Origin of the sequence: Streptomyces sp. NBC_00986, from assembly GCF_045162565.1 — a bacterium.
Taxonomy (GTDB): Bacteria; Actinomycetota; Actinomycetes; order Streptomycetales; family Streptomycetaceae; genus Streptomyces.
Genome location: NZ_CP108733.1, coordinates 5,036,152 through 5,056,285, shown reverse-complemented (window position 1 = coordinate 5,056,285; position 20,134 = coordinate 5,036,152). Strand labels below are relative to the sequence as shown.

Annotated in this window: 21 protein-coding genes and 2 pseudogenes; 15 read left to right on the top strand and 8 right to left on the bottom strand. The window is 70.8% G+C overall.

All coding sequences use genetic code 11. The features are described 5' to 3' along the window. Window positions 1-33 precede the first annotated feature (33 nt). The 8 genes from OG504_RS22090 (at window position 34) to sucD (ending at window position 8,721) form a co-directional block, all read left to right on the top strand. Window positions 34-1,164, top strand: coding sequence for an AAA family ATPase (locus tag OG504_RS22090; protein ID WP_405991387.1), 1,131 nt, complete (start codon window positions 34-36; stop codon window positions 1,162-1,164). Window positions 1,165-1,257: 93 nt separating this feature from the next. Further along, the gene (locus OG504_RS22085; protein ID WP_405991386.1) at window positions 1,258-3,687 is read left to right on the top strand and encodes a DUF5682 family protein; all 2,430 of its coding nucleotides are present in this window, start codon (window positions 1,258-1,260) and stop codon (window positions 3,685-3,687) included. Next, the gene (locus OG504_RS22080) at window positions 3,684-3,833 is read left to right on the top strand and encodes a hypothetical protein (protein WP_405991385.1); all 150 of its coding nucleotides are present in this window, start codon (window positions 3,684-3,686) and stop codon (window positions 3,831-3,833) included. The genes OG504_RS22085 and OG504_RS22080 overlap by 4 nt, the downstream gene beginning before the upstream one ends. Then, window positions 3,830-5,029, top strand: coding sequence for a vWA domain-containing protein (locus tag OG504_RS22075; RefSeq protein WP_405991384.1), 1,200 nt, complete (start codon window positions 3,830-3,832; stop codon window positions 5,027-5,029). Before OG504_RS22080 ends, OG504_RS22075 begins: the two co-directional genes overlap by 4 nt. A gap of 64 nt (window positions 5,030-5,093) precedes the next feature. Then, entirely contained in the window at window positions 5,094-5,945 is an 852-nt protein-coding gene (locus OG504_RS22070) for a hypothetical protein (RefSeq protein ID WP_405991383.1), read from the top strand. Between the two features lie 80 nt (window positions 5,946-6,025). Further along, on the top strand, window positions 6,026-6,211 hold the full coding sequence (locus OG504_RS22065; RefSeq protein WP_405991382.1) for a hypothetical protein: 186 nt from the start codon (window positions 6,026-6,028) through the stop codon (window positions 6,209-6,211). 425 nt (window positions 6,212-6,636) lie between these two features. Continuing rightward, on the top strand, window positions 6,637-7,815 hold the full coding sequence (sucC, locus tag OG504_RS22060) for an ADP-forming succinate--CoA ligase subunit beta (RefSeq protein WP_405991381.1): 1,179 nt from the start codon (window positions 6,637-6,639) through the stop codon (window positions 7,813-7,815). Window positions 7,816-7,836: 21 nt separating this feature from the next. Continuing rightward, window positions 7,837-8,721, top strand: coding sequence for a succinate--CoA ligase subunit alpha (gene sucD / locus OG504_RS22055; protein WP_355923795.1), 885 nt, complete (start codon window positions 7,837-7,839; stop codon window positions 8,719-8,721). 193 nt (window positions 8,722-8,914) lie between these two features. Here sucD and OG504_RS22050 read toward each other — a convergent pair whose 3' ends face one another. Beyond that, window positions 8,915-10,111 carry a sigma factor-like helix-turn-helix DNA-binding protein gene (locus tag OG504_RS22050; RefSeq protein ID WP_405991380.1) on the bottom strand — a complete coding sequence of 399 codons (1,197 nt, stop codon included), beginning with the start codon at window positions 10,109-10,111 and terminating at the stop codon, window positions 8,915-8,917. Window positions 10,112-10,207: 96 nt separating this feature from the next. Between OG504_RS22050 and OG504_RS22045 the strand changes: the two genes are divergently transcribed. Next, window positions 10,208-12,115: a DUF6350 family protein gene (locus tag OG504_RS22045; RefSeq protein WP_405991379.1), complete on the top strand. Its 1,908-nt coding sequence runs from the start codon at window positions 10,208-10,210 to the stop codon at window positions 12,113-12,115. A gap of 13 nt (window positions 12,116-12,128) precedes the next feature. Here OG504_RS22045 and OG504_RS22040 read toward each other — a convergent pair whose 3' ends face one another. Continuing rightward, window positions 12,129-12,893 carry a hypothetical protein gene (locus OG504_RS22040; RefSeq protein ID WP_405991378.1) on the bottom strand — a complete coding sequence of 255 codons (765 nt, stop codon included), beginning with the start codon at window positions 12,891-12,893 and terminating at the stop codon, window positions 12,129-12,131. 301 nt (window positions 12,894-13,194) lie between these two features. Here OG504_RS22040 and purN point away from each other — a divergent pair, with 301 nt between their 5' ends. Beyond that, the gene (gene purN / locus OG504_RS22035; RefSeq protein WP_405991377.1) at window positions 13,195-13,824 is read left to right on the top strand and encodes a phosphoribosylglycinamide formyltransferase; all 630 of its coding nucleotides are present in this window, start codon (window positions 13,195-13,197) and stop codon (window positions 13,822-13,824) included. Further along, entirely contained in the window at window positions 13,821-15,395 is a 1,575-nt protein-coding gene (gene purH, locus OG504_RS22030) for a bifunctional phosphoribosylaminoimidazolecarboxamide formyltransferase/IMP cyclohydrolase (RefSeq protein ID WP_405991376.1), read from the top strand. The genes purN and purH overlap by 4 nt, the downstream gene beginning before the upstream one ends. Here the strand turns inward: purH and OG504_RS22025 are convergent. After that, a complete protein-coding gene (locus OG504_RS22025; protein ID WP_405991375.1) occupies window positions 15,367-15,816 on the bottom strand; it encodes an ATP-binding protein in 450 nt (149 codons plus the stop codon). The genes purH and OG504_RS22025 overlap by 29 nt on opposite strands. After that, a complete protein-coding gene (locus tag OG504_RS22020; RefSeq protein WP_405991374.1) occupies window positions 15,813-16,022 on the bottom strand; it encodes a hypothetical protein in 210 nt (69 codons plus the stop codon). The genes OG504_RS22025 and OG504_RS22020 overlap by 4 nt, the downstream gene beginning before the upstream one ends. Window positions 16,023-16,149: 127 nt before the next feature. On the opposite strand from OG504_RS22020, the gene OG504_RS22015 reads away from it, so the two are divergent. Both OG504_RS22015 and OG504_RS22010 read left to right on the top strand, forming a co-directional pair. After that, window positions 16,150-17,001: a Scr1 family TA system antitoxin-like transcriptional regulator gene (locus OG504_RS22015; RefSeq protein WP_405991373.1), complete on the top strand. Its 852-nt coding sequence runs from the start codon at window positions 16,150-16,152 to the stop codon at window positions 16,999-17,001. A 22-nt stretch (window positions 17,002-17,023) separates the two neighbouring features. Then, window positions 17,024-17,122, top strand: a pseudogene (locus tag OG504_RS22010) (DUF397 domain-containing protein); the annotation flags it as partial. On the opposite strand, the gene OG504_RS22005 reads toward OG504_RS22010, so the two are convergent. The 3 genes from OG504_RS22005 to OG504_RS21995 form a co-directional block, all read right to left on the bottom strand. After that, on the bottom strand, window positions 17,119-17,574 hold the full coding sequence (locus OG504_RS22005) for a GNAT family N-acetyltransferase (RefSeq protein ID WP_405991372.1): 456 nt from the start codon (window positions 17,572-17,574) through the stop codon (window positions 17,119-17,121). The pseudogene OG504_RS22010 and the gene OG504_RS22005 sit on opposite strands and share 4 nt — an antisense overlap. A 142-nt stretch (window positions 17,575-17,716) precedes the next feature. Next, window positions 17,717-18,010: a DUF1330 domain-containing protein gene (locus OG504_RS22000; RefSeq protein WP_405991371.1), complete on the bottom strand. Its 294-nt coding sequence runs from the start codon at window positions 18,008-18,010 to the stop codon at window positions 17,717-17,719. Between the two features lie 148 nt (window positions 18,011-18,158). Further along, a complete protein-coding gene (locus tag OG504_RS21995) occupies window positions 18,159-18,719 on the bottom strand; it encodes a carboxymuconolactone decarboxylase family protein (RefSeq protein WP_405991370.1) in 561 nt (186 codons plus the stop codon). 78 nt (window positions 18,720-18,797) lie between these two features. Between OG504_RS21995 and OG504_RS21990 the strand changes: the two genes are divergently transcribed. Then, window positions 18,798-19,154 carry a winged helix-turn-helix transcriptional regulator gene (locus OG504_RS21990; protein ID WP_405991369.1) on the top strand — a complete coding sequence of 119 codons (357 nt, stop codon included), beginning with the start codon at window positions 18,798-18,800 and terminating at the stop codon, window positions 19,152-19,154. Continuing rightward, window positions 19,151-19,638 (top strand): annotated as a pseudogene (locus tag OG504_RS21985) (transposase family protein). Before OG504_RS21990 ends, OG504_RS21985 begins: the two are co-directional and overlap by 4 nt. Here OG504_RS21985 and OG504_RS21980 read toward each other — a convergent pair. Then, complete coding sequence (locus OG504_RS21980; RefSeq protein WP_405991368.1) at window positions 19,604-20,068, bottom strand: ALF repeat-containing protein; 465 nt, start codon at window positions 20,066-20,068, stop codon at window positions 19,604-19,606. The pseudogene OG504_RS21985 and the gene OG504_RS21980 overlap by 35 nt on opposite strands. Window positions 20,069-20,134: the final 66 nt, after the last annotated feature.

Below are 20,134 nucleotides of genomic sequence, written 5' to 3'. Positions count from 1 at the left end.
TCCGAACCGGCGGAGCTGGAGGGGGCCTCAGCCATGACTGTGTCCGTAGAAACCACGCCCGAGCAAGCGAACGAGAAGCCGTCGAGCGAGGCGTTGCGGCCGCATGCCGAGGACGCCTTCGCCGATGAACTCGCCGCGCTGGCCGCGCAGGACGACCGGCCGCGTCCGGTCCGCTGGAAGATGTCGCCGTGGGCGGTCGCCACCTATCTGCTCGGCGGCACACTGCCGGACGGCACGGTGATCACGCCGAAGTACGTCGGCCCGCGCCGCATCGTCGAGGTCGCCGTCACCACTCTCGCGACCGACCGCGCCCTGCTCCTGCTCGGCGTGCCCGGCACCGCGAAGACCTGGGTGTCCGAGCACCTCGCGGCGGCGGTCAGCGGTGACTCGACCCTGATCGTGCAGGGCACCGCCGGCACCCCGGAGGAGGCGATCCGCTACGGCTGGAACTACGCGCAGCTGCTCGCCAACGGCCCGAGCCGTGACGCCCTGGTGCCCAGCCCCGTCATGCGCGCCATGGCGGAGGGGATGACCGCGCGGGTCGAGGAGCTGACCCGCATCCCGGCCGACGTGCAGGACTCGCTCATCACGATCCTGTCGGAAAAGACGCTGCCAATACCGGAGTTGGGGCAGGAGGTGCAGGCGGTCCGCGGCTTCAACCTGATCGCCACGGCCAACGACCGCGACCGCGGGGTCAACGACCTCTCCAGCGCCCTGCGCCGCCGTTTCAACACGGTGGTGCTGCCGCTGCCGGAGAGCGCGGACGCCGAGGTGGAGATCGTCGCCCGCCGCGTCGACCAGATCGGCCGCTCTCTGGACCTGCCGGCGGTACCCGAGGGTGTCGACGAGATCCGCCGCGTGGTGACCGTCTTCCGCGAACTGCGCGACGGGATCACGGCGGACGGGCGGACGAAGCTCAAGTCGCCCAGCGGCACGCTGTCGACGGCCGAGGCGATCTCCGTCGTCACCAACGGCCTTGCCCTGGCAGCCCACTTCGGCGACGGACTGCTGCGGCCGAGCGATGTCGCCGCGGGCATCCTCGGTGCCGTCGTCCGCGATCCGGCGGCCGACCGGGTCATCTGGCAGGAGTACCTGGAGGCGGTCGTCCGCGAGCGCGACGGCTGGAAGGACTTCTACCGGGCCTGCCGTGAGGTGAGCGCGTGAGCGACTTCGGGGGGCTGGTCGACGACGACTCCAGTTGGAGCTGCTGGAACCGAAGTTGGAGCGGGAGTGGGATCCGGAGGGGAGGGGGACGAAGTGGCGGGAACTGAGGGGGGCCGGGGCGTCGGGCCGCTGTTGCTCGGGGTGCGGCATCACGGGCCCGGTTCGGCGCGGGCCGTGCGGGCGGCGTTGGAGGCGGCCGGGCCGCGGGTCGTGCTGATCGAAGGGCCGCCCGAGGCCGACGTGTTGATCCCGCTGGCCGCCGACGAGGACATGCGGCCGCCGGTCGCGCTCCTCGGCCACGCCGTGGACGAACCCGGCCGCTCGGCGTTCTGGCCGCTGGCCGAGTTCTCCCCGGAGTGGGTCGCGATCCGCTGGGCCCTGGAGCACGGGGTCCCGGCCCGCTTCATCGACCTCCCGGCCACGCACACGCTGGCGTGGGGGAAGGACGACAAGGCCGACGCCGAGGGCGAGTTGACGGGGGAGGAGCAGCCACCGGACCCGACTGCCGAGACGCCGGCCGCCGCGACCCCTCCCGGCGAGTCCCCTTCCGCCTCGGACCCTTCTGCTTCGGACTGCTCTGCCCCGGACATCCGCGTCGATCCCCTCGCCGTCCTCGCCGAGGCCGCCGGTTACGACGATCCCGAGCGCTGGTGGGAGGACGTCGTCGAGCACCGGGGTGTGGGGGAGCGGGACGCGTTCGCGCCGTTCACCGCGCTGGAGGAGGCCATGGGGGCGCTGCGCGAGACGTACGGGGTCGGCGGGCACGAGCGGGATCTTGTGCGTGAGGCGTACATGCGGCTCCAAGTGCGGGCGGCACAGCGGGAGTTCGAGGACGACGTGGCCGTGGTGTGCGGGGCCTGGCATGTGCCCGCGCTGCGGCAGAAGGCGTCCGTCGCCGCGGACCGTGCGCTGCTGAAGGGGCTGCCCAAGGTCAAGGCCGATCTGACCTGGGTGCCGTGGACGCACCGCCGGCTGTCGCGGGCCAGCGGGTACGGCGCGGGCATCGACTCACCGGGCTGGTACGGCCATCTGTTCGGCGCCCCGGACCGGCCGGTCGAGCGGTGGATGACCAAGGTCGCGGGACTGTTCCGGGAGGAGGACCGGATCGTCTCCCCGGCCCATGTCATCGAGGCCGTACGGCTGGCGGAGACCCTCGCGGTGATGCGCGGACGGCCGTTGCCGGGGCTCGGGGAGACCACCGACGCGGTGCGGGCGGTGATGTGCGAGGGCTCGGACGTCCCGCTGTCGCTGGTGCACGACCGGCTCGTCGTCGGGGATGTGCTGGGCGAGGTGCCGCCGGGGGCGCCCGCCGTGCCGTTGCAGCGAGACCTCGACCGGTCGCAGCGCAGGCTGCGGATCAAACCGGAGGCGCTGGAGCGGGAGTTGGAGCTCGACCTGCGCAAGGAGACCGACGCCGGGCGCAGCAGGCTCCTGCACCGGCTGCGGCTGCTGGGCATCGAGTGGGGCGAGCCGACCGCGTCGCGGGGGAGCACGGGTACGTTCCGGGAGACCTGGCGGCTGCGCTGGGAACCGGAGTTGGCGGTACGGGTTGCCGAGGCGGGGGTATGGGGCACCACCGTGCTCGCGGCGGCGACCGCGAAGGCGCAGGCGGACGCCGTCGGGGCGCAGAGCCTCGCCGACGTCACCGCCCTCGCCGAGCACTGCCTCCTGGCCGAACTGCCGGACGCACTCCCGGTGGTGATGAAGGTCCTCGCCGACCGCGCGGCCCTCGACACCGACGTCGGCCATCTCGCCCAGGCGCTGCCCGCGCTGGTCCGTTCGCTGCGCTACGGCGACGTACGCGGCACCGACACCGGCGCGCTGACGGAGGTCGCGGCCGGCCTCGCCGAGCGGGTCTTCGTCGGCCTGCCCCCGGCCTGCGCGGCCCTCGACGCGGATGCCGCGGAGGAGATGCGGCGGCATGTGGACGCGGTGCACGGGGCGGTGGCGCTGTTGGGCGATGCGGGTGGGCCCGGGCCGGGATCCGGTCACGGTGACCTGCGTGACCGCTGGCGCTCGGTCCTCCGCACCCTCTCCGTGCGGGACACCGTTCCCGGTGTCATCCGGGGACGTGCCGTACGACTCCTGTTGGACGAAGGGGAGTTGGGGCCGGACGAGGCGGCCCGGCTGATGGGGCTGGTGCTCTCGCCCGGGACACCGCCGGCGGACGCGGCCGCGTGGATCGAGGGGTTCGTCGGTGGTGGGGGCGGGCTGCTCCTCGTGCACGACGAGCGGTTGCTCGCGCTGGTGGACGCGTGGCTGACCGGGGTGCCGGCGGAGGCGTTCACGGACGTACTGCCTTTGCTGAGGCGAACGTTCTCGTCGTACGAGCCCGGAGTGCGCCGAACACTCGGGGAGTTGGTCCGGCGCGGGCCGGGGAAGCAGGTGGGTACGGCGGCGACGGCGGCCGGGATACCCGGGTTCGGCGGGGAGTTGGACGCCGGACGCGCGGATGCGGTCGTGCCGGTGCTGCGGCTGCTGTTGGGGCTGGACGACAACGAGCTTGTGGGGGTGGCGGGATGACGAACAACGGCAGGCAGGGCATCAGGAAGCCGGAGACGCCGGGTGCGGGCGAGGGTGTGCGCGGGCGGCGGGCCGAGGGCGGCCCGGCGAAGGGCGTGCGGGTCGTACCGCTGTGGGAAGGGCTGCGTAGGGGAGTACGCGGATGAGCACGGGGACCTCCGGGGCGACCGAGGCGGTCGCGGTCGGCGGGGTCGCGGACCCGGGCCAGGAGCGGTTGCGGCGGTGGAGGCTGGTGCTCGGGGGTGATGCCGCCGACGGCACCGGGTGTGAGTTGTCCGGGCAGGACGCAGCCATGGACGGGGCGCTCGCCGCGCTGTACGGCCGGGAGGACAAGGGGCGGGCGGCGAAGGACCGTTCGGCGGGGCTCGGGGCGTCGGCGCCGTCCGTGGCGCGCTGGCTCGGGGACATCCGGACGTACTTCCCGTCCTCCGTCGTCCAGGTCATGCAGCGCGACGCCATCGACCGGCTCGGGCTGTCCGCGCTGCTTCTCGAACCGGAGATGCTGGAGGCGGTCGAGGCGGACGTGCATCTCGTCGGCACGCTGCTCTCCCTCAACAAGGCGATGCCGGAGACCACGAAGGAGACGGCGCGGGCGGTCGTCCGCAAGGTCGTCCAGGACCTGGAGAAGCGGCTCGCGTCCCGTACCCGGGCCACCCTCACCGGCGCGCTCGACCGCAGCGCCCGTATCAACCGGCCGCGCCACCACGACATCGACTGGAACCGCACGATCGCGGCCAACCTCAAGCACTACCTGCCCGAGTACCGGACGATCGTGCCGGAGCGGCTGATCGGCTACGGGCGGGCGTCCCAGTCCGTGAAGAAGGAGGTCATCCTCTGCATCGACCAGTCAGGGTCGATGGCGGCGTCCGTCGTCTACGCCTCCGTGTTCGGCGCGGTGCTGGCGTCCATGCGGTCGATCAACACCCGGCTCGTCGTCTTCGACACGGCGGTCGTCGACCTCACCGACCAGCTCGACGACCCGGTGGACGTGCTCTTCGGGACACAGCTCGGCGGCGGTACGGACATCAACAGGGCGCTCGCGTACTGCCAGTCGCAGATCACCCGGCCCGCGGAGACGGTCGTCGTGCTGATCAGCGACCTCTACGAAGGGGGCATCCGGAACGAGATGCTGAAGCGGGTCGCGGCGATGAAGGCGTCGGGGGTGCAGTTCGTGACCCTGCTCGCGCTCTCCGACGAGGGCACACCCGCCTACGACCGCGAACACGCCTCCGCGCTGGGCGCGTTGGGAGCGCCGGCCTTCGCCTGTACGCCCGATCTGTTCCCGGAGGTGATGGCGGCGGCGATCGAGAAGCGGCCGTTGCCGATACCGGACACCGTATGACGAACTAGCGTGTGCAGTAGGGGGCTTGTGCGTTCACGGGACACCCGTGCGAGGATCGTCGCTCATGAACCGGCCCGCCGCACTGCCCGGTGCCGCCCTGCGCGTGATGCGTACGGCGGTTGGGCGGCGTGTGCGTCAACGGGTGTTGCAAGTCGCCCTGCTGGTCGGCGGGTTGTTCGTGCTCGGCGTTGTCTTCGGGGGACAGGCGCAGGCGGCGGACGGGGTTCCGGGCAAGCCGGTGAGTCTCGGCAAGCCGGGGATTCCGGTGGTGGATTCCGCGGTGAAGCCGGTTCAGCTTCCTGTTCTTGCTCCGGTGCCGGCTCCGGTCACGGACACCGTGGAGCGGGTCGTGCAGCCCGTGAGTGACGTGGTGACGAAGACCGTGACCGAGGTGTTGGCCAAGGCGCAGGTGCCGCCGCTCTCGTCGCTGCCGACCCTGCCCTTGTTGCCCGCCGAGCCGACTCTTCCGGTGCAGACGCTTCCCGCGCAGTCGACACCGGTGCCGGTCTCCGCCACCCCGCAGCCCTCGCGTGCGGCCGGCGGAAGCAAGGCGCACCGGGCCGCGGCCCACGGGCACGCCTCGGAACCCGCGGCGGCCTCCACCCACGTGGCCGTAAGCGCCACGTACGGGCCGAACGCCGGCGCCGTAGGCCATGCCGCCGTCGTACGTCACACCCCGTCCCCCTCCGCCGGACGCACCCCCACCCAGCGCCAGGCACCCACCCCCACCGGTGACCCGAACGGCGCGCAGCGCAATCAGGCGGGTGTGGACAACGGCGGCTCACGGCACTGTGACGCGTGCGCCGTGACCCTGGGCTTCCGCGTGCCCGTGCGGATCGTGCCCGGTGTCGTCGCGTGCGCGGACGCGGCGGAGACCCGGGACAGGTACCGGGACGTTCCCGTTTTCCCAGGCTAGGCAGGGCCCTTCCGGCAGTTGAGCTGCCCGGAATGTCGCCATGTCTCCATTTCCGTGACGCCTGAGGAACCGACGCGCGCATGAGCACGAACGCCAGCACACGTATGAACCAGAACGCCGACACCACCCCCGCCGAACTCCGACGACGCCTTGTCGACGCCCAGGTCTCCGTCCCGAGGGAATCCCGGGTCAGGGCCGCCGCGGCCATCCAGGGTGCACGGGCCGCACGCAATGTCTGCGCCCGGACCGTTCGGCACTGGGAGTGACCGACTCCGTGAGGCAGTGACCCCGGACGGCCGAATGCCGTCGGTCTGTCCGGAGCACGTCTCGCGGTATGGGGCCTCGCCGGGCCAACCCCAACCCGGTGAGGCCCCGCCCGAACCGCCAGCCCGCACCACCCGCCCGCACCACCCGCCCGCACCGCCCGCCCGCACCGCCCACCCGAACGACCTGCCCGTACGTCCCGTCCGCGGCACTCCGTGTCACGGAATCCGGCATCATGTGACAGGTATCACCGCTCAGGTGTGACCCTCGATTTAGGGGCCCCCTGCAAGCAGCGATAACCTGCGAGACGGACATGCCGCGCGCTCGGTCACCGTGTGCGCCTCCCTTGTGACAGCGGACGTCACGTTGCCCTTCGCGGCACGCCCACGCATCCAACGAACCGCGATATCACTGAGGACGGAAGCGCGTGGACCTGTTCGAGTATCAGGCGAGGGACCTCTTCGCCAAGCACGATGTACCGGTGCTGGCCGGTGAAGTCATCGACACGCCTGAGGCGGCCCGCGCAGCCACCGAGCGGCTCGGTGGCAAGTCCGTCGTCAAGGCCCAGGTGAAGGTCGGCGGCCGTGGCAAGGCCGGTGGCGTGAAGCTCGCCGCCACCCCGGACGAGGCCGTCGCGCGTGCGACGGACATCCTCGGCATGGACATCAAGGGCCACACGGTCCACAAGGTGATGATCGCCGAGACCGCGCCCGAGATCGTCGAGGAGTACTACGTCTCGTACCTCCTCGACCGCACCAACCGCACCTTCCTCGCCATGGCGTCCGTCCAGGGCGGCGTGGAGATCGAGGTCGTCGCGGAGGAGAACCCCGAGGCCCTCGCGAAGGTCCCGGTCAACGCCAACGAGGGCGTGAGCATCGAGAAGGCCCGCGAGATCGTCGCGCAGGCCAAGTTCCCGGCCGACGTCGCGGAGCAGGTCGCCGAGATCCTCGTGACGCTGTGGGACACCTTCGTCAAGGAGGACGCCCTCCTCGTCGAGGTCAACCCGCTCGCGAAGGTCGCCGACGGCCGCGTCATCGCGCTCGACGGCAAGGTCTCCCTCGACGAGAACGCCGAGTTCCGCCAGGCGGACCACGCGGCGCTCGAGGACAAGGACTCGGCGAACCCCCTCGAGGCGGCCGCCAAGGAGAAGAACCTCAACTACGTCAAGCTCGACGGCGAGGTCGGCATCATCGGCAACGGCGCGGGTCTCGTCATGAGCACCCTCGACGTCGTCGCGTACGCCGGTGAGAACCACGGTGGCGTGAAGCCGGCCAACTTCCTCGACATCGGTGGCGGCGCGTCCGCGGCCGTGATGGCGAACGGCCTGGAGATCATCCTCGGCGACCCGGACGTCAAGTCCGTGTTCGTCAACGTCTTCGGCGGCATCACCGCGTGCGACGAGGTCGCCAACGGCATCGTCCAGGCGCTGCAGCTGCTCAAGGACAAGGGCGAGGCCGTCACCAAGCCGCTCGTCGTCCGCCTCGACGGCAACAACGCCGAGCTGGGTCGCAAGATCCTCTCCGACGCCAACCACCCGCTGGTCCAGCGCGTGGACACCATGGACGGCGCGGCCGACAAGGCCGCCGAGCTCGCGGCTGCGAAGTAAGGGACGAGGGACAAAACAGCCATGGCTATCTTCCTCACCAAGGACAGCAAGGTCATCGTCCAGGGCATGACCGGCTCCACGGGCATGAAGCACACCAAGCTCATGCTGGCCGACGGCACGAACATCGTCGGTGGCGTCAACCCGCGCAAGGCGGGCACCACGGTCGACGTCGACGGCACCGAGATCCCGGTCTTCGGCACGGTCGCCGAGGCGATCGAGAAGACGGGCGCGAACGTGTCCGTCCTCTTCGTACCGCCGGCCTTCTCCAAGGCCGCCGTCGTCGAGGCCATCGACGCCGAGATCCCGCTCGCGGTCGTCATCACCGAGGGCATCGCCGTCCACGACTCCGCCGCGTTCTACGCGTACGCCGTGGCCAAGGGCAACAAGACCCGGATCATCGGCCCGAACTGCCCCGGTCTCATCACCCCGGGCCAGTCGAACGCCGGCATCATCCCGGGCGACATCACCAAGCCGGGCCGGATCGGTCTGGTCTCGAAGTCCGGCACGCTGACGTACCAGATGATGTACGAGCTGCGTGACATCGGCTTCTCGTCCGCGGTGGGCATCGGTGGCGACCCCGTCATCGGCACCACCCACATCGACGCGCTCGCCGCGTTCGAGGCCGACCCCGACACCGACCTGATCGTGATGATCGGTGAGATCGGTGGCGACGCGGAGGAGCGGGCCGCGGACTTCATCGCGAAGAACGTGACGAAGCCGGTCGTCGGTTACGTCGCGGGCTTCACCGCGCCCGAGGGCAAGACGATGGGCCACGCCGGTGCCATCGTCTCCGGCTCTTCCGGCACGGCTGCCGCGAAGAAGGAGGCCCTCGAGGCCGCCGGCGTCAAGGTCGGCAAGACCCCGACCGAGACGGCCAAGCTCGCCCGCGAGATCCTGGCCGGCTGATTTACCCGGCTTCACGTCGATGGGCCCGTTCCCCTGGGTGGGGGGCGGGCCCATTGATGCGTTGTCGGTCGAGTGCGGGTGCGTCGTGGCTGGTCGCGCAGTTCCCCGCGCCCCTAAAAACACGGGTCGCCCTGCGTTTTTAAGGGGCGCGGGGAACTGCGCGACCAGCCCCCGCCGGGCCGCAGTCGACGACCTACCGACCGATCGGTGCCAGCCTCTCCGGGCCGCTCGTCATCCCGTTCCGCAGACGGTCCCGAAGAGCGACCTCGTCCTCCGACAACGCACCCTGCACAACCCGCGCCGGCACCCCCTCCACCCGTTCCCCCACCGGCACCGGCGCCTCATAACGCGTGGGCGCAACCCGCACGGTGAACGTCGTCGCCCCGATGATCGCGACGGTGAACGCGATCGCCGCCCGGGTCCAGAACACGGTCCGGCGTTCGCCCACGAAACGAACCGTCGGCGGCTTGGCAGCGTGCAGCCGCCCGGTGGAGGCGAGTTCGGTCATCCGCCGGTGCAGCTCGGCCGGGTCGGACAGGTCGGGCAACTGCGCGGCAAGCGCCTCGCGCGCGTGCAGCAGCCGGCTGGCCGCCGCCGGCGTACTCGCCTCCGTCTCCGCCGCCGTCTCCGCGAGCCCGAGCCCGACCCCGTCGTAGAGGAGAAGCGTGCGGCGGTACGACGGCGGGAGCTTGAGGAGGGCGGTCAGCAGGGCGCGGTCGGCGGCGTCCGGCGGCGGGGGTTCCGGGTGGCGGTATCTGGGGCGGAACCGGTGCCAGGGGGAGAGCGCGTGCTCGTACGCGACCGAGCGCACCCAGCCGGCCGGGTCACGGTCGACCGCCACCTCGGGCCAGCGCTGCCAGGCGATCTGGAAGGCCCGCTCGACGGACTCGCGCGCCAACTCGCGCCGCCCGGTCAGCAGATACGCCTGCCGTACGAGGGCGGGCGCGCAGAACGCGTAGAGCGCGTCGAAGGCCTGAGCGGGCGTCAGGGGCGCGCGGGACGGTTCCTCGATCGGTACGGGTACGGGGGCGGGGACGAGGACGGGTTCGAGTACGGCGGTGTCGTCCACCACCTCGACCTCCACCACGTCGACCTCCACCACCTCGACCACCTCAGCCTCGACAGCCTCGACCTCGGCCACCTCAACCTCGGCCGCCCCGACCGCCGGAGGCTTCGTCACGGTCTCTTCTTCACCCAGGCTGGTGAGCAATTTCGCGTACGCCTCCCGTTTCCGGCCACGTGGTGTCGTACGGCCGGTCTCCCACGAGCGCACCGTCTCGCGGCTGACGCCCACCCGCTCGGCGACCTGAGCCTGCGTCAGCGAGCCTGCCTCGCGCAGGCGTCGGCGTTCCTTGGGCGGAGGGAGCGGGGTTGCAGGGCTCTGCGTCACCGGACGCCCCTTCGTACGAAAAAGTACATAAACGTATATTGAGCGACACTTCCGAGGTTCGCCTGTTACGACGAGAAAGCGCGTGTCGTTGGGAGCATGGCGGGCGTGATGCCGATGACCCACCGCCGAGCGCTGTTGTCGCCCCTGCTCACCCGGATGCGCGACCGATCCCCCGGACTGGCCGCCAGCCTGTTGGGTGGCGCGGTCGCGGCGGGGCTCGGGCTCGGTTCGTTCGCGGTGCTCGTGATGGTGCTGTGGATCAGTTCGCCGTACCCCGACAGCGGGCCCGGCGGCGCCCTGCACATGGCCGCCGCCCTGTGGCTCCTCGCGCACGGCGTCGAACTGGTCCGCGCCGACACGCTCTCCGGAGTCCCCGCCCCCGTGGGCGTCACCCCGCTGCTCCTCCTCGCCCTGCCGCTGTGGCTGCTGCACCGGGCGGCCCGGCACGCGGTGCTGGGCGGGGAAACCGGCGAGGACGACGCCGAGGCCCCGCCCCTGATCGCCGCCCGTACCGCCTGGACCGGTGTCGCCCTCGGCTACCTCGCCGTAGGCACCGCCGCCGCCCTCTACGCGTCCGGCGGCGAACTCTCCCCCTCCTGGAGCTGGACCGCGGTCTGCCTGCCGCTGCTCGCCGCGGGCGCGGCCGGCTCCGGCGTGTGGACGGCGTACGGGCGCCCGCGCGAACCCGTGCTGAGCGTCCTGATCCTGCTGCCGGCCGGGCTGCGACGGCTCGTCCTCGGCCCGGAGGCCCGCGAGTCGAGGGCTCGTATCGGCACCGCGGTACGCGCCGCGGCACTCGGTACGGCGGTCCTCGTCGGGGGCGGCGCGCTGCTGCTCGGGGCGTCCCTGATCTGGCACGGCGGTGCCGCCCGGACATCCTTCCTCCAGCTCACGGAGGGGATGTCGGGCCGGTTCGCCGTCCTGCTGCTCTGTCTCGCGCTGATCCCCAACGCGGCGGTGTGGTCCGCGTCCTACGGCCTCGGCCCCGGCTTCGCGCTCGGCGTCCACCACACGGTCGCCCCCCTCTCCTCGACCCCGGCCCCCCTCCTCCCGCCGTTCCCCCTCCTCGCGGCCGTCCCGGACGCGGGCACCGGAACCCCGCTGAACTGGCTCGCCGGGCTGGTGCCGATGGCCGCCGGCGTGATGGTGGGGTGGTTCGTGGCCCGGGTCGCGGTGGGTGCCACCGCGGCTCAACGGGGCGATGTCGCAGGCGAGTTGACGAAGGAGCAGAAGCGGAGGGCGGCCGGCGCCGGGCTCCACCAACAGCCACCGCACGCCCCCTCCCCGCACGCCCCCTCCCCGCACTCCCTCTCCTCGCACACCCCCTCCCCGCACTCCCTCTCCTCGCACGCCCCCTCAGCACAGGCCCCCTGGGTGCAAGGCCGCACCGCCGCCACCGCCCTGCTCGCCGCCGGACTCTGTGCCGTAGCGCTGGCTCTGCTCGCGGAGTTGTCCGGGGGGCCGCTCGGGAGTGCCGCGCTCGCGCGGTTCGGGCCGGTGTGGTGGGAGACCGGGGGTGCGGCGCTGGCGTGGATCGCGGCGGTGGCGGTGCCTACGGCGCTCGGGTTGCGGGCGTGGCGGCTGCGGGAACGCCGGGTGCCTGCGCCGACGATCGGGAAGCCGCGAGAGGCCGAGGCCGACACGATGCCGGACGCTGCGGCGGAACGCTGGTTCCGGAGGCCGTTCGCGGTCGGCCGGGGTTCGGTCGGCCGGGGTTGGATCGCGCGCAAGGCGAAGAAGGCGGAGCAGCCGATCCCGGTACCCGTACCGGCGCAGGCTCCCGTCGACCAGCCGTACATCGCCTACGACCACGACCCCACGTTCGACCCGTACGACTTCCTGCCCGTCGACGTGCCGTCGGAGCCGGCGCCCACCCCCTGGTACGACGACGCCTCCCGCGAGGCCCGCTGGGCGGCCTTGAGGGAGGCGTCCACGCCACCTGAGCCCGAGCCGTCGGAATCTTCGGAACACCCGGAGGAGCCGGAACCGCCGGTGACGAACTGACCGGTGCCGTCTGTCAGTTGGCGGTGCCGAGGAACCCGCGCAGCTCCTTCGGCAGGAGCTGGTTGCAGGACTGCTTGGCCTCGTTCGTGAGGGCGTCGTTGGCGCAGGTGTAGTAGTCCTTGTAGACGAGCTGCGCGACGAACATCGCGGCCACCAGGGCGATGGCGAGGGACGCGGTGACCAGGCCGCTGATCGCCGCCGTCGTCTGGGGGCGGGCCTGTGTCTCGGGTGTCGCCGGGGTGTCCGGGTCGGCGGTGGGGGACTTGGCGCGCAGGGCGCTGCCGCCCCAGTAGAGGGCCAGCGCACCGAGCAGCAGGGCCACGTACGGCCAGCCGAAGAGGGCGAAGAAGAAGGCCCACATGCCGCTCAGCAGGGCGTAACGGGCGCGGCGCTGGGCCGGGTCCGTCGGGTCCCAGCGCATGCCGCCCTGACCGGGGCCGCCGTTGCCCGGGCCCTCGGGGCCGCCCTGTCCGGTGGGGCCGCCGGGCCGGTCGCCGAAGTTGCCCGAGGAACGCCCCGGCTGCCGGTCGCTCCACTGACTGCCCCACGGCGAGTGACCGCCGTCGCCCTGCGGGGCGTCGCTGTCCTCGCCGGCCTCGGGGCGCCGCGGCTGCCAGGGCCGGTCCGGGGTGCCCTCGGGCGGCGGCGCGAAGGGATTGTCGTCCTGCCCCGCACCGCTCTTCCCGTCCGAGGGCGCGTCGGGCGGCGACGAGGGTCGCTCCCGGAGCAGCACCGACCGCGGCGGGAACGTGAGAAGTCGCAGACTGCGGTCCGGCATCAAATGAGCGTCTTCCCCTTGTGGATGTGCTTGGTGGATACGTCTCTCCGACATGAGCTGGCAATAGGTGAACGCCTCGCACGACAACGGCGTTCCCGGACCCGCTCTCCCCAGACGCTACCTTCCGGCCACGCCCCCGTCCCGTGGGGGCTGTCCGGTGTGCCGGTATCGTTGCTGACGGTCGGCCGCTTCGTAGACTTCCCCGTATCCCGGGGCGCGAAGCATTCGTATGAACGCACGAGACGTACGGATGCACGAGCCGGCCGTACAAGACGACGCTTCCCCGAGAAAGGGCCCCGCCGTGGCCGCCAAGCCCGTGGCCAAGCGCCTCGTCGTGCTGGTCTCCGGATCCGGTACGAATCTGCAGGCGCTCCTCGACGCCGTCGAGACCGTCGGCACCGAGGCGTACGGAGCCGAGATCGTGGCCGTGGGCGCGGACCGCGAGGGCATCGAGGGCCTCGCCCGCGCCGAGCGGGCCGGACTGCCCACCTACGTGTGCAAGGTGAAGGACTTCGGGACGCGTGAGGAGTGGGACGCGGCCCTCGCCGAGGCCACCGCCGCGTACGAGCCCGATCTGATCGTGTCGGCCGGGTTCATGAAGATCGTGGGCAAGGAGTTCCTGGCCCGTTTCGGCGGCCGGGTCGTGAACACGCACCCCGCCCTGCTGCCCAGTTTTCCGGGAGCCCACGGCGTACGGGACGCGCTCGCGTACGGCGCCCGGGTCACCGGCTGCACCGTCCACTTCGTCGACGACGGCGTCGACACCGGGCCGATCATCGCTCAGGGCGTGGTCGAGATCCGGGACGAGGACGACGAGAGCGCTCTGCACGAGCGCATCAAGGAAGTCGAGCGCACGCTGCTCGTCGATGTCGTGGGGCGGCTCGCCCGCAACGGCTATCGCATTGAGGGACGAAAGGTAGTTATCCAGTGACCGCCGAGAACATCGAGAGCGGCAAGCGGGCCATCCGTCGCGCGCTCGTCAGCGTCTACGACAAGACCGGCCTGGAGGAGCTGGCCCGCGGCCTGCACGAGGCGGGCGTGGAGCTCGTCTCCACGGGTTCCACCGCCGCCCGTATCGCCGCCGCCGGTGTCCCCGTCACCAAGGTCGAGGACCTGACCGGCTTCCCCGAGTGCCTGGACGGCCGGGTCAAGACCCTGCACCCCAAGGTGCACGCCGGCATCCTCGCCGACCTGCGCCTGGAGAGCCACCGTCAGCAGCTCGACGAGCTGGGCGTGGCCCCCTTCGACCTGGTGGTCGTCAACCTGTACCCGTTCCGGGAGACGGTCGCGTCGGGCGCGTCCGCCGACGAGTGCGTCGAGCAGATCGACATCGGCGGCCCGTCGATGGTCCGCGCCGCCGCCAAGAACCACCCGTCGGTCGCGGTCGTCACCAGCCCCGCGCGCTACGCCGACGTCCTGAACGCCGTACAGAACGGCGGTTTCGACCTCTCCACCCGCAAGCGGCTCGCGGCGGAGGCCTTCCAGCACACGGCGTCGTACGACGTGGCGGTGGCGAGCTGGTTCGCGAGCGAGTACGCGCCGGTCGACGAGTCGCAGTTCCCGGACTTCCTCGGTGCCACCTGGGAGCGCGAGAACACCCTGCGCTACGGCGAGAACCCGCACCAGCCGGCCGCGCTCTACGTCGACGGCAGCGGCGGTGGCCTGGCTCAGGCCGAGCAGCTGCACGGCAAGGAGATGTCGTACAACAACTACACGGACACGGATGCCGCCCGCCGTGCCGCGTACGACTACGCCGAGCCCTGTGTCGCGATCATCAAGCACGCCAACCCGTGCGGTATCGCGGTCGGTTCGGATGTCGCCGAGGCGCACCGCAAGGCGCACGCGTGTGACCCGCTGTCGGCGTTCGGCGGGGTGATCGCGGTCAACCGGCCGGTCAGCAAGGAGCTGGCGGAGCAGGTCGCCGAGATCTTCACCGAGGTCATCGTCGCGCCCGGTTACGAGGACGGCGCGCTGGAGATCCTCGCCAAGAAGAAGAACATCCGCGTGCTGAAGGCCGCGGGCGGTCCGTCGAACGCGGTCGAGGTCAAGCCGATCGACGGTGGCGTGCTGCTCCAGGTCACCGACCGGCTCCAGGCCGACGGCGACGACCCGGCCAACTGGACGCTGGCGACGGGCGACGCGCTCTCCGCGTCCGACCTCGCCGACCTCGCCTTCGCGTGGAAGGCCTGCCGCGCGGTGAAGTCCAACGCGATCCTGCTGGCCAAGGACGGTGCCTCGGTCGGCGTCGGCATGGGCCAGGTCAACCGCGTCGACTCCGCGAAGCTCGCCGTCGAGCGGGCCGGCGAGGAGCGGGCCCGGGGCTCGTTCGCGGCCTCGGACGCGTTCTTCCCGTTCCCGGACGGGCTGGAGATCCTGACCGCGGCCGGCGTCAAGGCCGTTGTCCAGCCGGGCGGTTCGGTCCGTGACGAGCTGGTGGTCGAGGCCGCGAAGAAGGCGGGCGTCACGATGTACTTCACGGGGACGCGGCACTTCTTCCACTGAGATCGGCCAGATCCTCCGGAATCGCAGCGGGAGTTGGAACAGGGGCCGGGGCAGGCCCGGGCGGTGGCAGTTCGCACCACACCGTCTTGCCCTCCGGCCCCTGTTCCACGCCCCACCGCGTCGCGAGCGCGTCGAGCAGGACCAGCCCGCGACCGTTCTCGTCCTCCGGCCCGGCCGCGCGTACGACGAGCCAGGCGTACGGCTCCGGGTCCGTGACGGCGATTCGGGTACGGCCGTCGGTGTGGGTCACCGTCAGGGTCACCGGGGTCCCCTCGCCCAGGTGCCGGATCACGTTGGTCAGTAACTCGCTGACACAGAGCTGGACTTCGGGACACGGGACGCCGAGGTGCGCGCGTACGCCACGGCGGGCCTCCGGCACGACCTTGGGTACGGCGAGGAGTTCGAGGCGGAACGGAGTCACCGGTCGGCCGCCTTGCGGAGGGCGGCGGTGAGGGCCCTGGCGGTGTCGAGGTTGCAGTTGCCGAGTTCGACGAGCGGGGGGCCGTAGGTCTGGACGACGGAGGGCAGATCGAGGCCGAGGGACGGCAGGATGATCCCGTTGGCTTTCAACGCGGCCTGGAGTTCGGCTACTTCGGTGGTGGCCTCGTGGGAGAAGGGGCTGGTCATGCCCGTACGCCTTTCTCTGCGCGCGTCGTGCGCTCCGTGACGAATCCCTCACACCATGGCGTCAAATCTCGTACCGTGACAGTGGTTTGGGTTGCACACGGGAACTGGGAAATGACGGTGGTGATTCGTGCCTGTACGCAAAGAGCCCGACGCGTCGGCGGACGTTCCCTCTTTCTACGGCGCCGAGTTGCGCTTCAAGAGGGAAGCAGCGGGGCTCACGCTCAAGGAGTTGGTGGCGGGAAGCTACCGGGGCATCTCGCTCCTGAGTCAGATCGAGCGCGGTGAGCGGCGGATGCCGCTGGATCTGGCCCGGCACGTCGACAAGGTGCTGGAGACCGACGGTTTCTTCGAGCGGCGCTGTGAAGACGTACAGAAGGCGAAGCAGTCGGGGCACGCGGAGTACTTCGCGGATGCCGCGGCGATCGAGAAGCACGCAGCCTCGATCGAGGACTGGGGGCCGATGCTGCTTCCGGGGCTGTTGCAGACGGAGGCGTTCGCCCGGAAGGTCGTGACGATCGGTAGCCCCTGGCTGCGGCCCGAAGCCGTCGAGAAGCAGGTCAAGGCTCGCATGGACCGGGCCAAGGTCTGGCGAGCGGAGGACCGACCGGAGATCTGGACGATCGTGCACGAGAGCCTGATCCGCAGGCCACTGTTGCCGTCGGAGGAGATGGCCGTCCAGTTGGAGCACGTCGCCCACGTGATCCGCTCGACGCGAGGCGTTCTGCAGATCCTCCCGGAAACGCTGGCGGCCCATCCGTTCATGATGGGCATGGTCAAGGTGATGACCTTCCCGGACGCACCGCCCGTGGTGTACACGGAGGGCCTCCACACCGGCCAACTGATCGACTGCCCGGGCCTGGTGACGGACTACCGCCGGTCGTACGACCTGCTCCGGGCGGTGGCCCTGTCACCGGACACATCCCTGGACATGGTCGAACAAGCGGCGGACGACTACCGGAACGGCAAGCTCAGGGCCTGACGTCCGCGATGACCTCCCCGGCCTCGTCCCCGTCCGGGACTCCAAGGTCCCGCACGGTCCCGCCCTCCTCATCCCCGCCTCCGCCTGGGCACCCTTCGTCGGCTGGGCCGGTGCCGCTTAGGCCGTGTTGATGGTGAAGCGCAGCTCTGGGCGTGACCACGTCACCTTTGGCGGTGAGGGAGGGAGCGTTCCTACCGGCTCGGCCCCCATGCGCAGGTAGAACCGCTCGGCAGGGGGATTCGACACGACACGCACACGGGTCAGCCCCGCTCGCGCGGCCTGGTCGAGCATGTGCTCCACGAGTCGCCGGCCGACGCCCATGCCCTGAGCCCCATCCGACACGAACGCCAGGTCCAGTTCGGCCGGCTCCCTCACCAGGGCGTAGAAGCCCAGCACTTGGCCCGTGGATCCCACTGCCGCAAAGACCAAGTGCTGGTCGATGTACTCAGCTGTGACCCGGTAACCAGCGATCACCGTGGCGTACTGCCCCCGGTATGCGCCGGACTCCTGGACCAGCGCGGTGAGAACCTCGGCGTCCTGTTCGACAGCACGTCTGACCTGTACGGGTTGCATGCGCCGGAGTATAGGAGCGAAGGGCCATAGAGACCATTACGGGCCATGGAGACCATTACGGGCCATGGAGAACTCCTCTTCCCGGGCGCTGCCTGAGGCTTGTCCCGCAATGAACTTCAGTGAAGATCCGACTGGACCTCGGTCAGTCGATGCCTTCGACGATGCGGAAGTCGCGCTCGACGCCGTCGGAGAGGGCGACCAGCGCCTCCTGGTAGGCCGCGCTCTCGTGTGCCGCGACGGCCTGTTCGAAGCTGTCGAACTCGATCAGGATGGTGCGCTCGGCGATTCCGGCGTCGTGTGCGACGACCCGACCGCCACGGGCGAGTACCCGACCGCCCCCGGCCTTGACGGCCGGAGCGGCCAGCTTGTTGTAGGCCGCCAGCTTCTCGGGGTCCGAAATGGTGCGGTAGGCGCTGACCCAGTAGCCCTTGGGCATGGAACCTCCAGTGTGGGGATGAGTGTGTCTGACTTACGGGTTGGTCTCGGACGAGCGTCGGCGGGCGAGAGCGAGGCTAGTCGGCGTCGTGATCGCCATGGCGCCGATGCCGGCCAACGCCGCGGTGGTGGACGGGGGCGGAACGTAGTCACCGTGTGGGGAACGGGGCACCCCAGGGTTCTTCTTCCAGGAGGAGCCCGTTGGCCAGATAACTGATGATCCGGTACCAGCCGATCAGTACGAGCAGTTCAAGTAGTTGAGCCTCTTCGTAGTGCATGCGCAGGGCATCCCAGGCGGACTGTGTGAGCCGGGTCGTGTCGTTCAGTTCGTCAACCGCGTGGAGCAGTGCCGTGTGGCGTGACGACCATGGAGCACGAACTGCCGCGTCGGGTTGGGCAGTTGCCCGGAGTTGCTCCAGGGTGAGTCCGGCCTGCGGCGCCAGGGTCGCGGCGTGGACGCCCCATTCATAAGCGCAGGCGGATCGCGCGGTCACGCGGGCGATGACGATCTCCCGGTCTGCAGCAGGGAGGAGTCCATGGCCCAGCAGTCCGGCGCCGAGGGCGAACATTCGTGAGGCCAGCTCCGGGTTGCGGTGCAGTACGCGGAACAGGGCGAGTGGCTCGTGCGGCACACCCGGCGGCATCCATCGGCGGAGCGCCCGGTCGACGTCGGCGGTGTAGGGCGGGGTGAGCGGTTCGATGCGTGGCATCGCGACACCTCCTGCTTCGATTTTCGAATCACTATGATGCTTCGACAACCGAAGCGCAAGGAGTGAGAAGGAGTGAGTATGGAAGCCAGCGCGCCACGTCCGGGTGTGCCAGTACGGGGATCCGAATCCGGTCGTCCAGTGATGGCCGCACTCGACCTGCTCGGACGGCGTTGGACGATGCGGATCCTGTGGGAACTGAGTCAGGCTCCGGCCGGCTTCCGCGAATTGCAGCGCCGATGCGAGCGCATGTCCTCCAGCGTCCTCAGTACCCGCATCGAGGAACTGTCCGGCGCCCGCCTGCTCGCCCTGGACGGCGATGGCTACCGTCTCACCCGGCTCGGCCAGGACCTTGTCGAGGCGCTGAGCCCGCTGGACGCCTGGAGTCGGCGCTGGGCCGAGGAAATGGGACCCGCGACGGCAGGAGGACTGGAATGATCATCGCGTGGCTGGTCCGAGCACGGCAGGGAGTTGGCGCTGCACGCCGGGGTCGGCCATGGGGCCCACCGCTGGAGGACCGAATGCTCCTGGTCACGGCGTACTGGCGAACCAACTTGACGCTGCGCCGGCTCGGCGCGCTGTTCGGGGTCTCGAACGGGAGGAATCCGGGTCGAAGGCCGCCGTCGGCAAAACCATGACGATCGCCGACAGCGGCTACCCGGGAACCGGCCTCTTGATGCCCCACCGGCGCCGCGCAGGTGAAGAACTTCCCGACTGGAAGCAGACGCACAACAAGTCCCACAAGCAGGTGCGCGCCCAGGTCGAGCACGCCTTCGCCCGAATGAAGAACTGGAAGATTCTGCCTCGCCGTCGCTGGACGGGCCGACGGGACCCAACCGCCCACTGCCCCGTCCACACTCACCCGGAGATCACTTGCGGGACAAGCCTCAGCCGTCCACCTCGTACTGGCCCACCTCGATGAAGTACCGCAACTCCTCCGGCGTCCCGTCGATCACCGCTTCCGCCGCCGCGCGCAGGGCGGGGCTGATCGTCTTGTCGGCCAGGATGCGGAAGGCGGCGACGCGGTCGTCCTCGGCCTGGGCCAGGCGGTAACCGGTCTTCAGGAAGGTCCGCAGGTCGTCCACCGTGCCGTCGAGGGCCGCGTTGGCCTCGCGGGTGACGCCCTTGCCGGAGTCGGGGTCCGCCAGGATGCGCAGGACCGCGATCCGCAGGTCGTCGTCCGACATGGTGTCCACTGTCGCCGGGTCGACAGGGGAGTACGTGGCCACGACGGCCGACGTCGATGTGGTGTCGGCCGCGTGCGCCGGGGTCGCGAGGAAGAGGGCCGGGGCTACGGCGGTGGCCGCGACCAGCAGGGCGGTGTGGCGGACGGCTCGACGGATGGGTCTCACTGGTGAACCTGCCTCACGGGAGCGGGACTTGGACGAACGGTGATCTTCACATCGCACCGCTCGGGA

Excerpts from the sequence above, each read along its gene's own strand:
- OG504_RS22090 (WP_405991387.1), top strand. The coding sequence starts at position 34 with ATGACTGTGTCCGTAGAAACCACGCCCGAGCAAGCGAACGAGAAGCCG.
- OG504_RS22080 (WP_405991385.1), top strand. The coding sequence starts at position 3,684 with ATGACGAACAACGGCAGGCAGGGCATCAGGAAGCCGGAGACGCCGGGT.
- OG504_RS22075 (WP_405991384.1), top strand. The coding sequence starts at position 3,830 with ATGAGCACGGGGACCTCCGGGGCGACCGAGGCGGTCGCGGTCGGCGGG.
- OG504_RS22070 (WP_405991383.1), top strand. The coding sequence starts at position 5,094 with ATGAACCGGCCCGCCGCACTGCCCGGTGCCGCCCTGCGCGTGATGCGT.
- OG504_RS22065 (WP_405991382.1), top strand. The coding sequence starts at position 6,026 with ATGAGCACGAACGCCAGCACACGTATGAACCAGAACGCCGACACCACC.
- sucD (WP_355923795.1), top strand. The coding sequence starts at position 7,837 with ATGGCTATCTTCCTCACCAAGGACAGCAAGGTCATCGTCCAGGGCATG.
- OG504_RS22045 (WP_405991379.1), top strand. The coding sequence starts at position 10,208 with ATGGCGGGCGTGATGCCGATGACCCACCGCCGAGCGCTGTTGTCGCCC.
- OG504_RS22040 (WP_405991378.1), bottom strand. The coding sequence starts at position 12,893 with ATGCCGGACCGCAGTCTGCGACTTCTCACGTTCCCGCCGCGGTCGGTG.
- OG504_RS22020 (WP_405991374.1), bottom strand. The coding sequence starts at position 16,022 with ATGACCAGCCCCTTCTCCCACGAGGCCACCACCGAAGTAGCCGAACTC.
- OG504_RS22005 (WP_405991372.1), bottom strand. The coding sequence starts at position 17,574 with ATGCAACCCGTACAGGTCAGACGTGCTGTCGAACAGGACGCCGAGGTT.
- OG504_RS22000 (WP_405991371.1), bottom strand. The coding sequence starts at position 18,010 with ATGCCCAAGGGCTACTGGGTCAGCGCCTACCGCACCATTTCGGACCCC.
- OG504_RS21995 (WP_405991370.1), bottom strand. The coding sequence starts at position 18,719 with ATGCCACGCATCGAACCGCTCACCCCGCCCTACACCGCCGACGTCGAC.
- OG504_RS21990 (WP_405991369.1), top strand. The coding sequence starts at position 18,798 with ATGGAAGCCAGCGCGCCACGTCCGGGTGTGCCAGTACGGGGATCCGAA.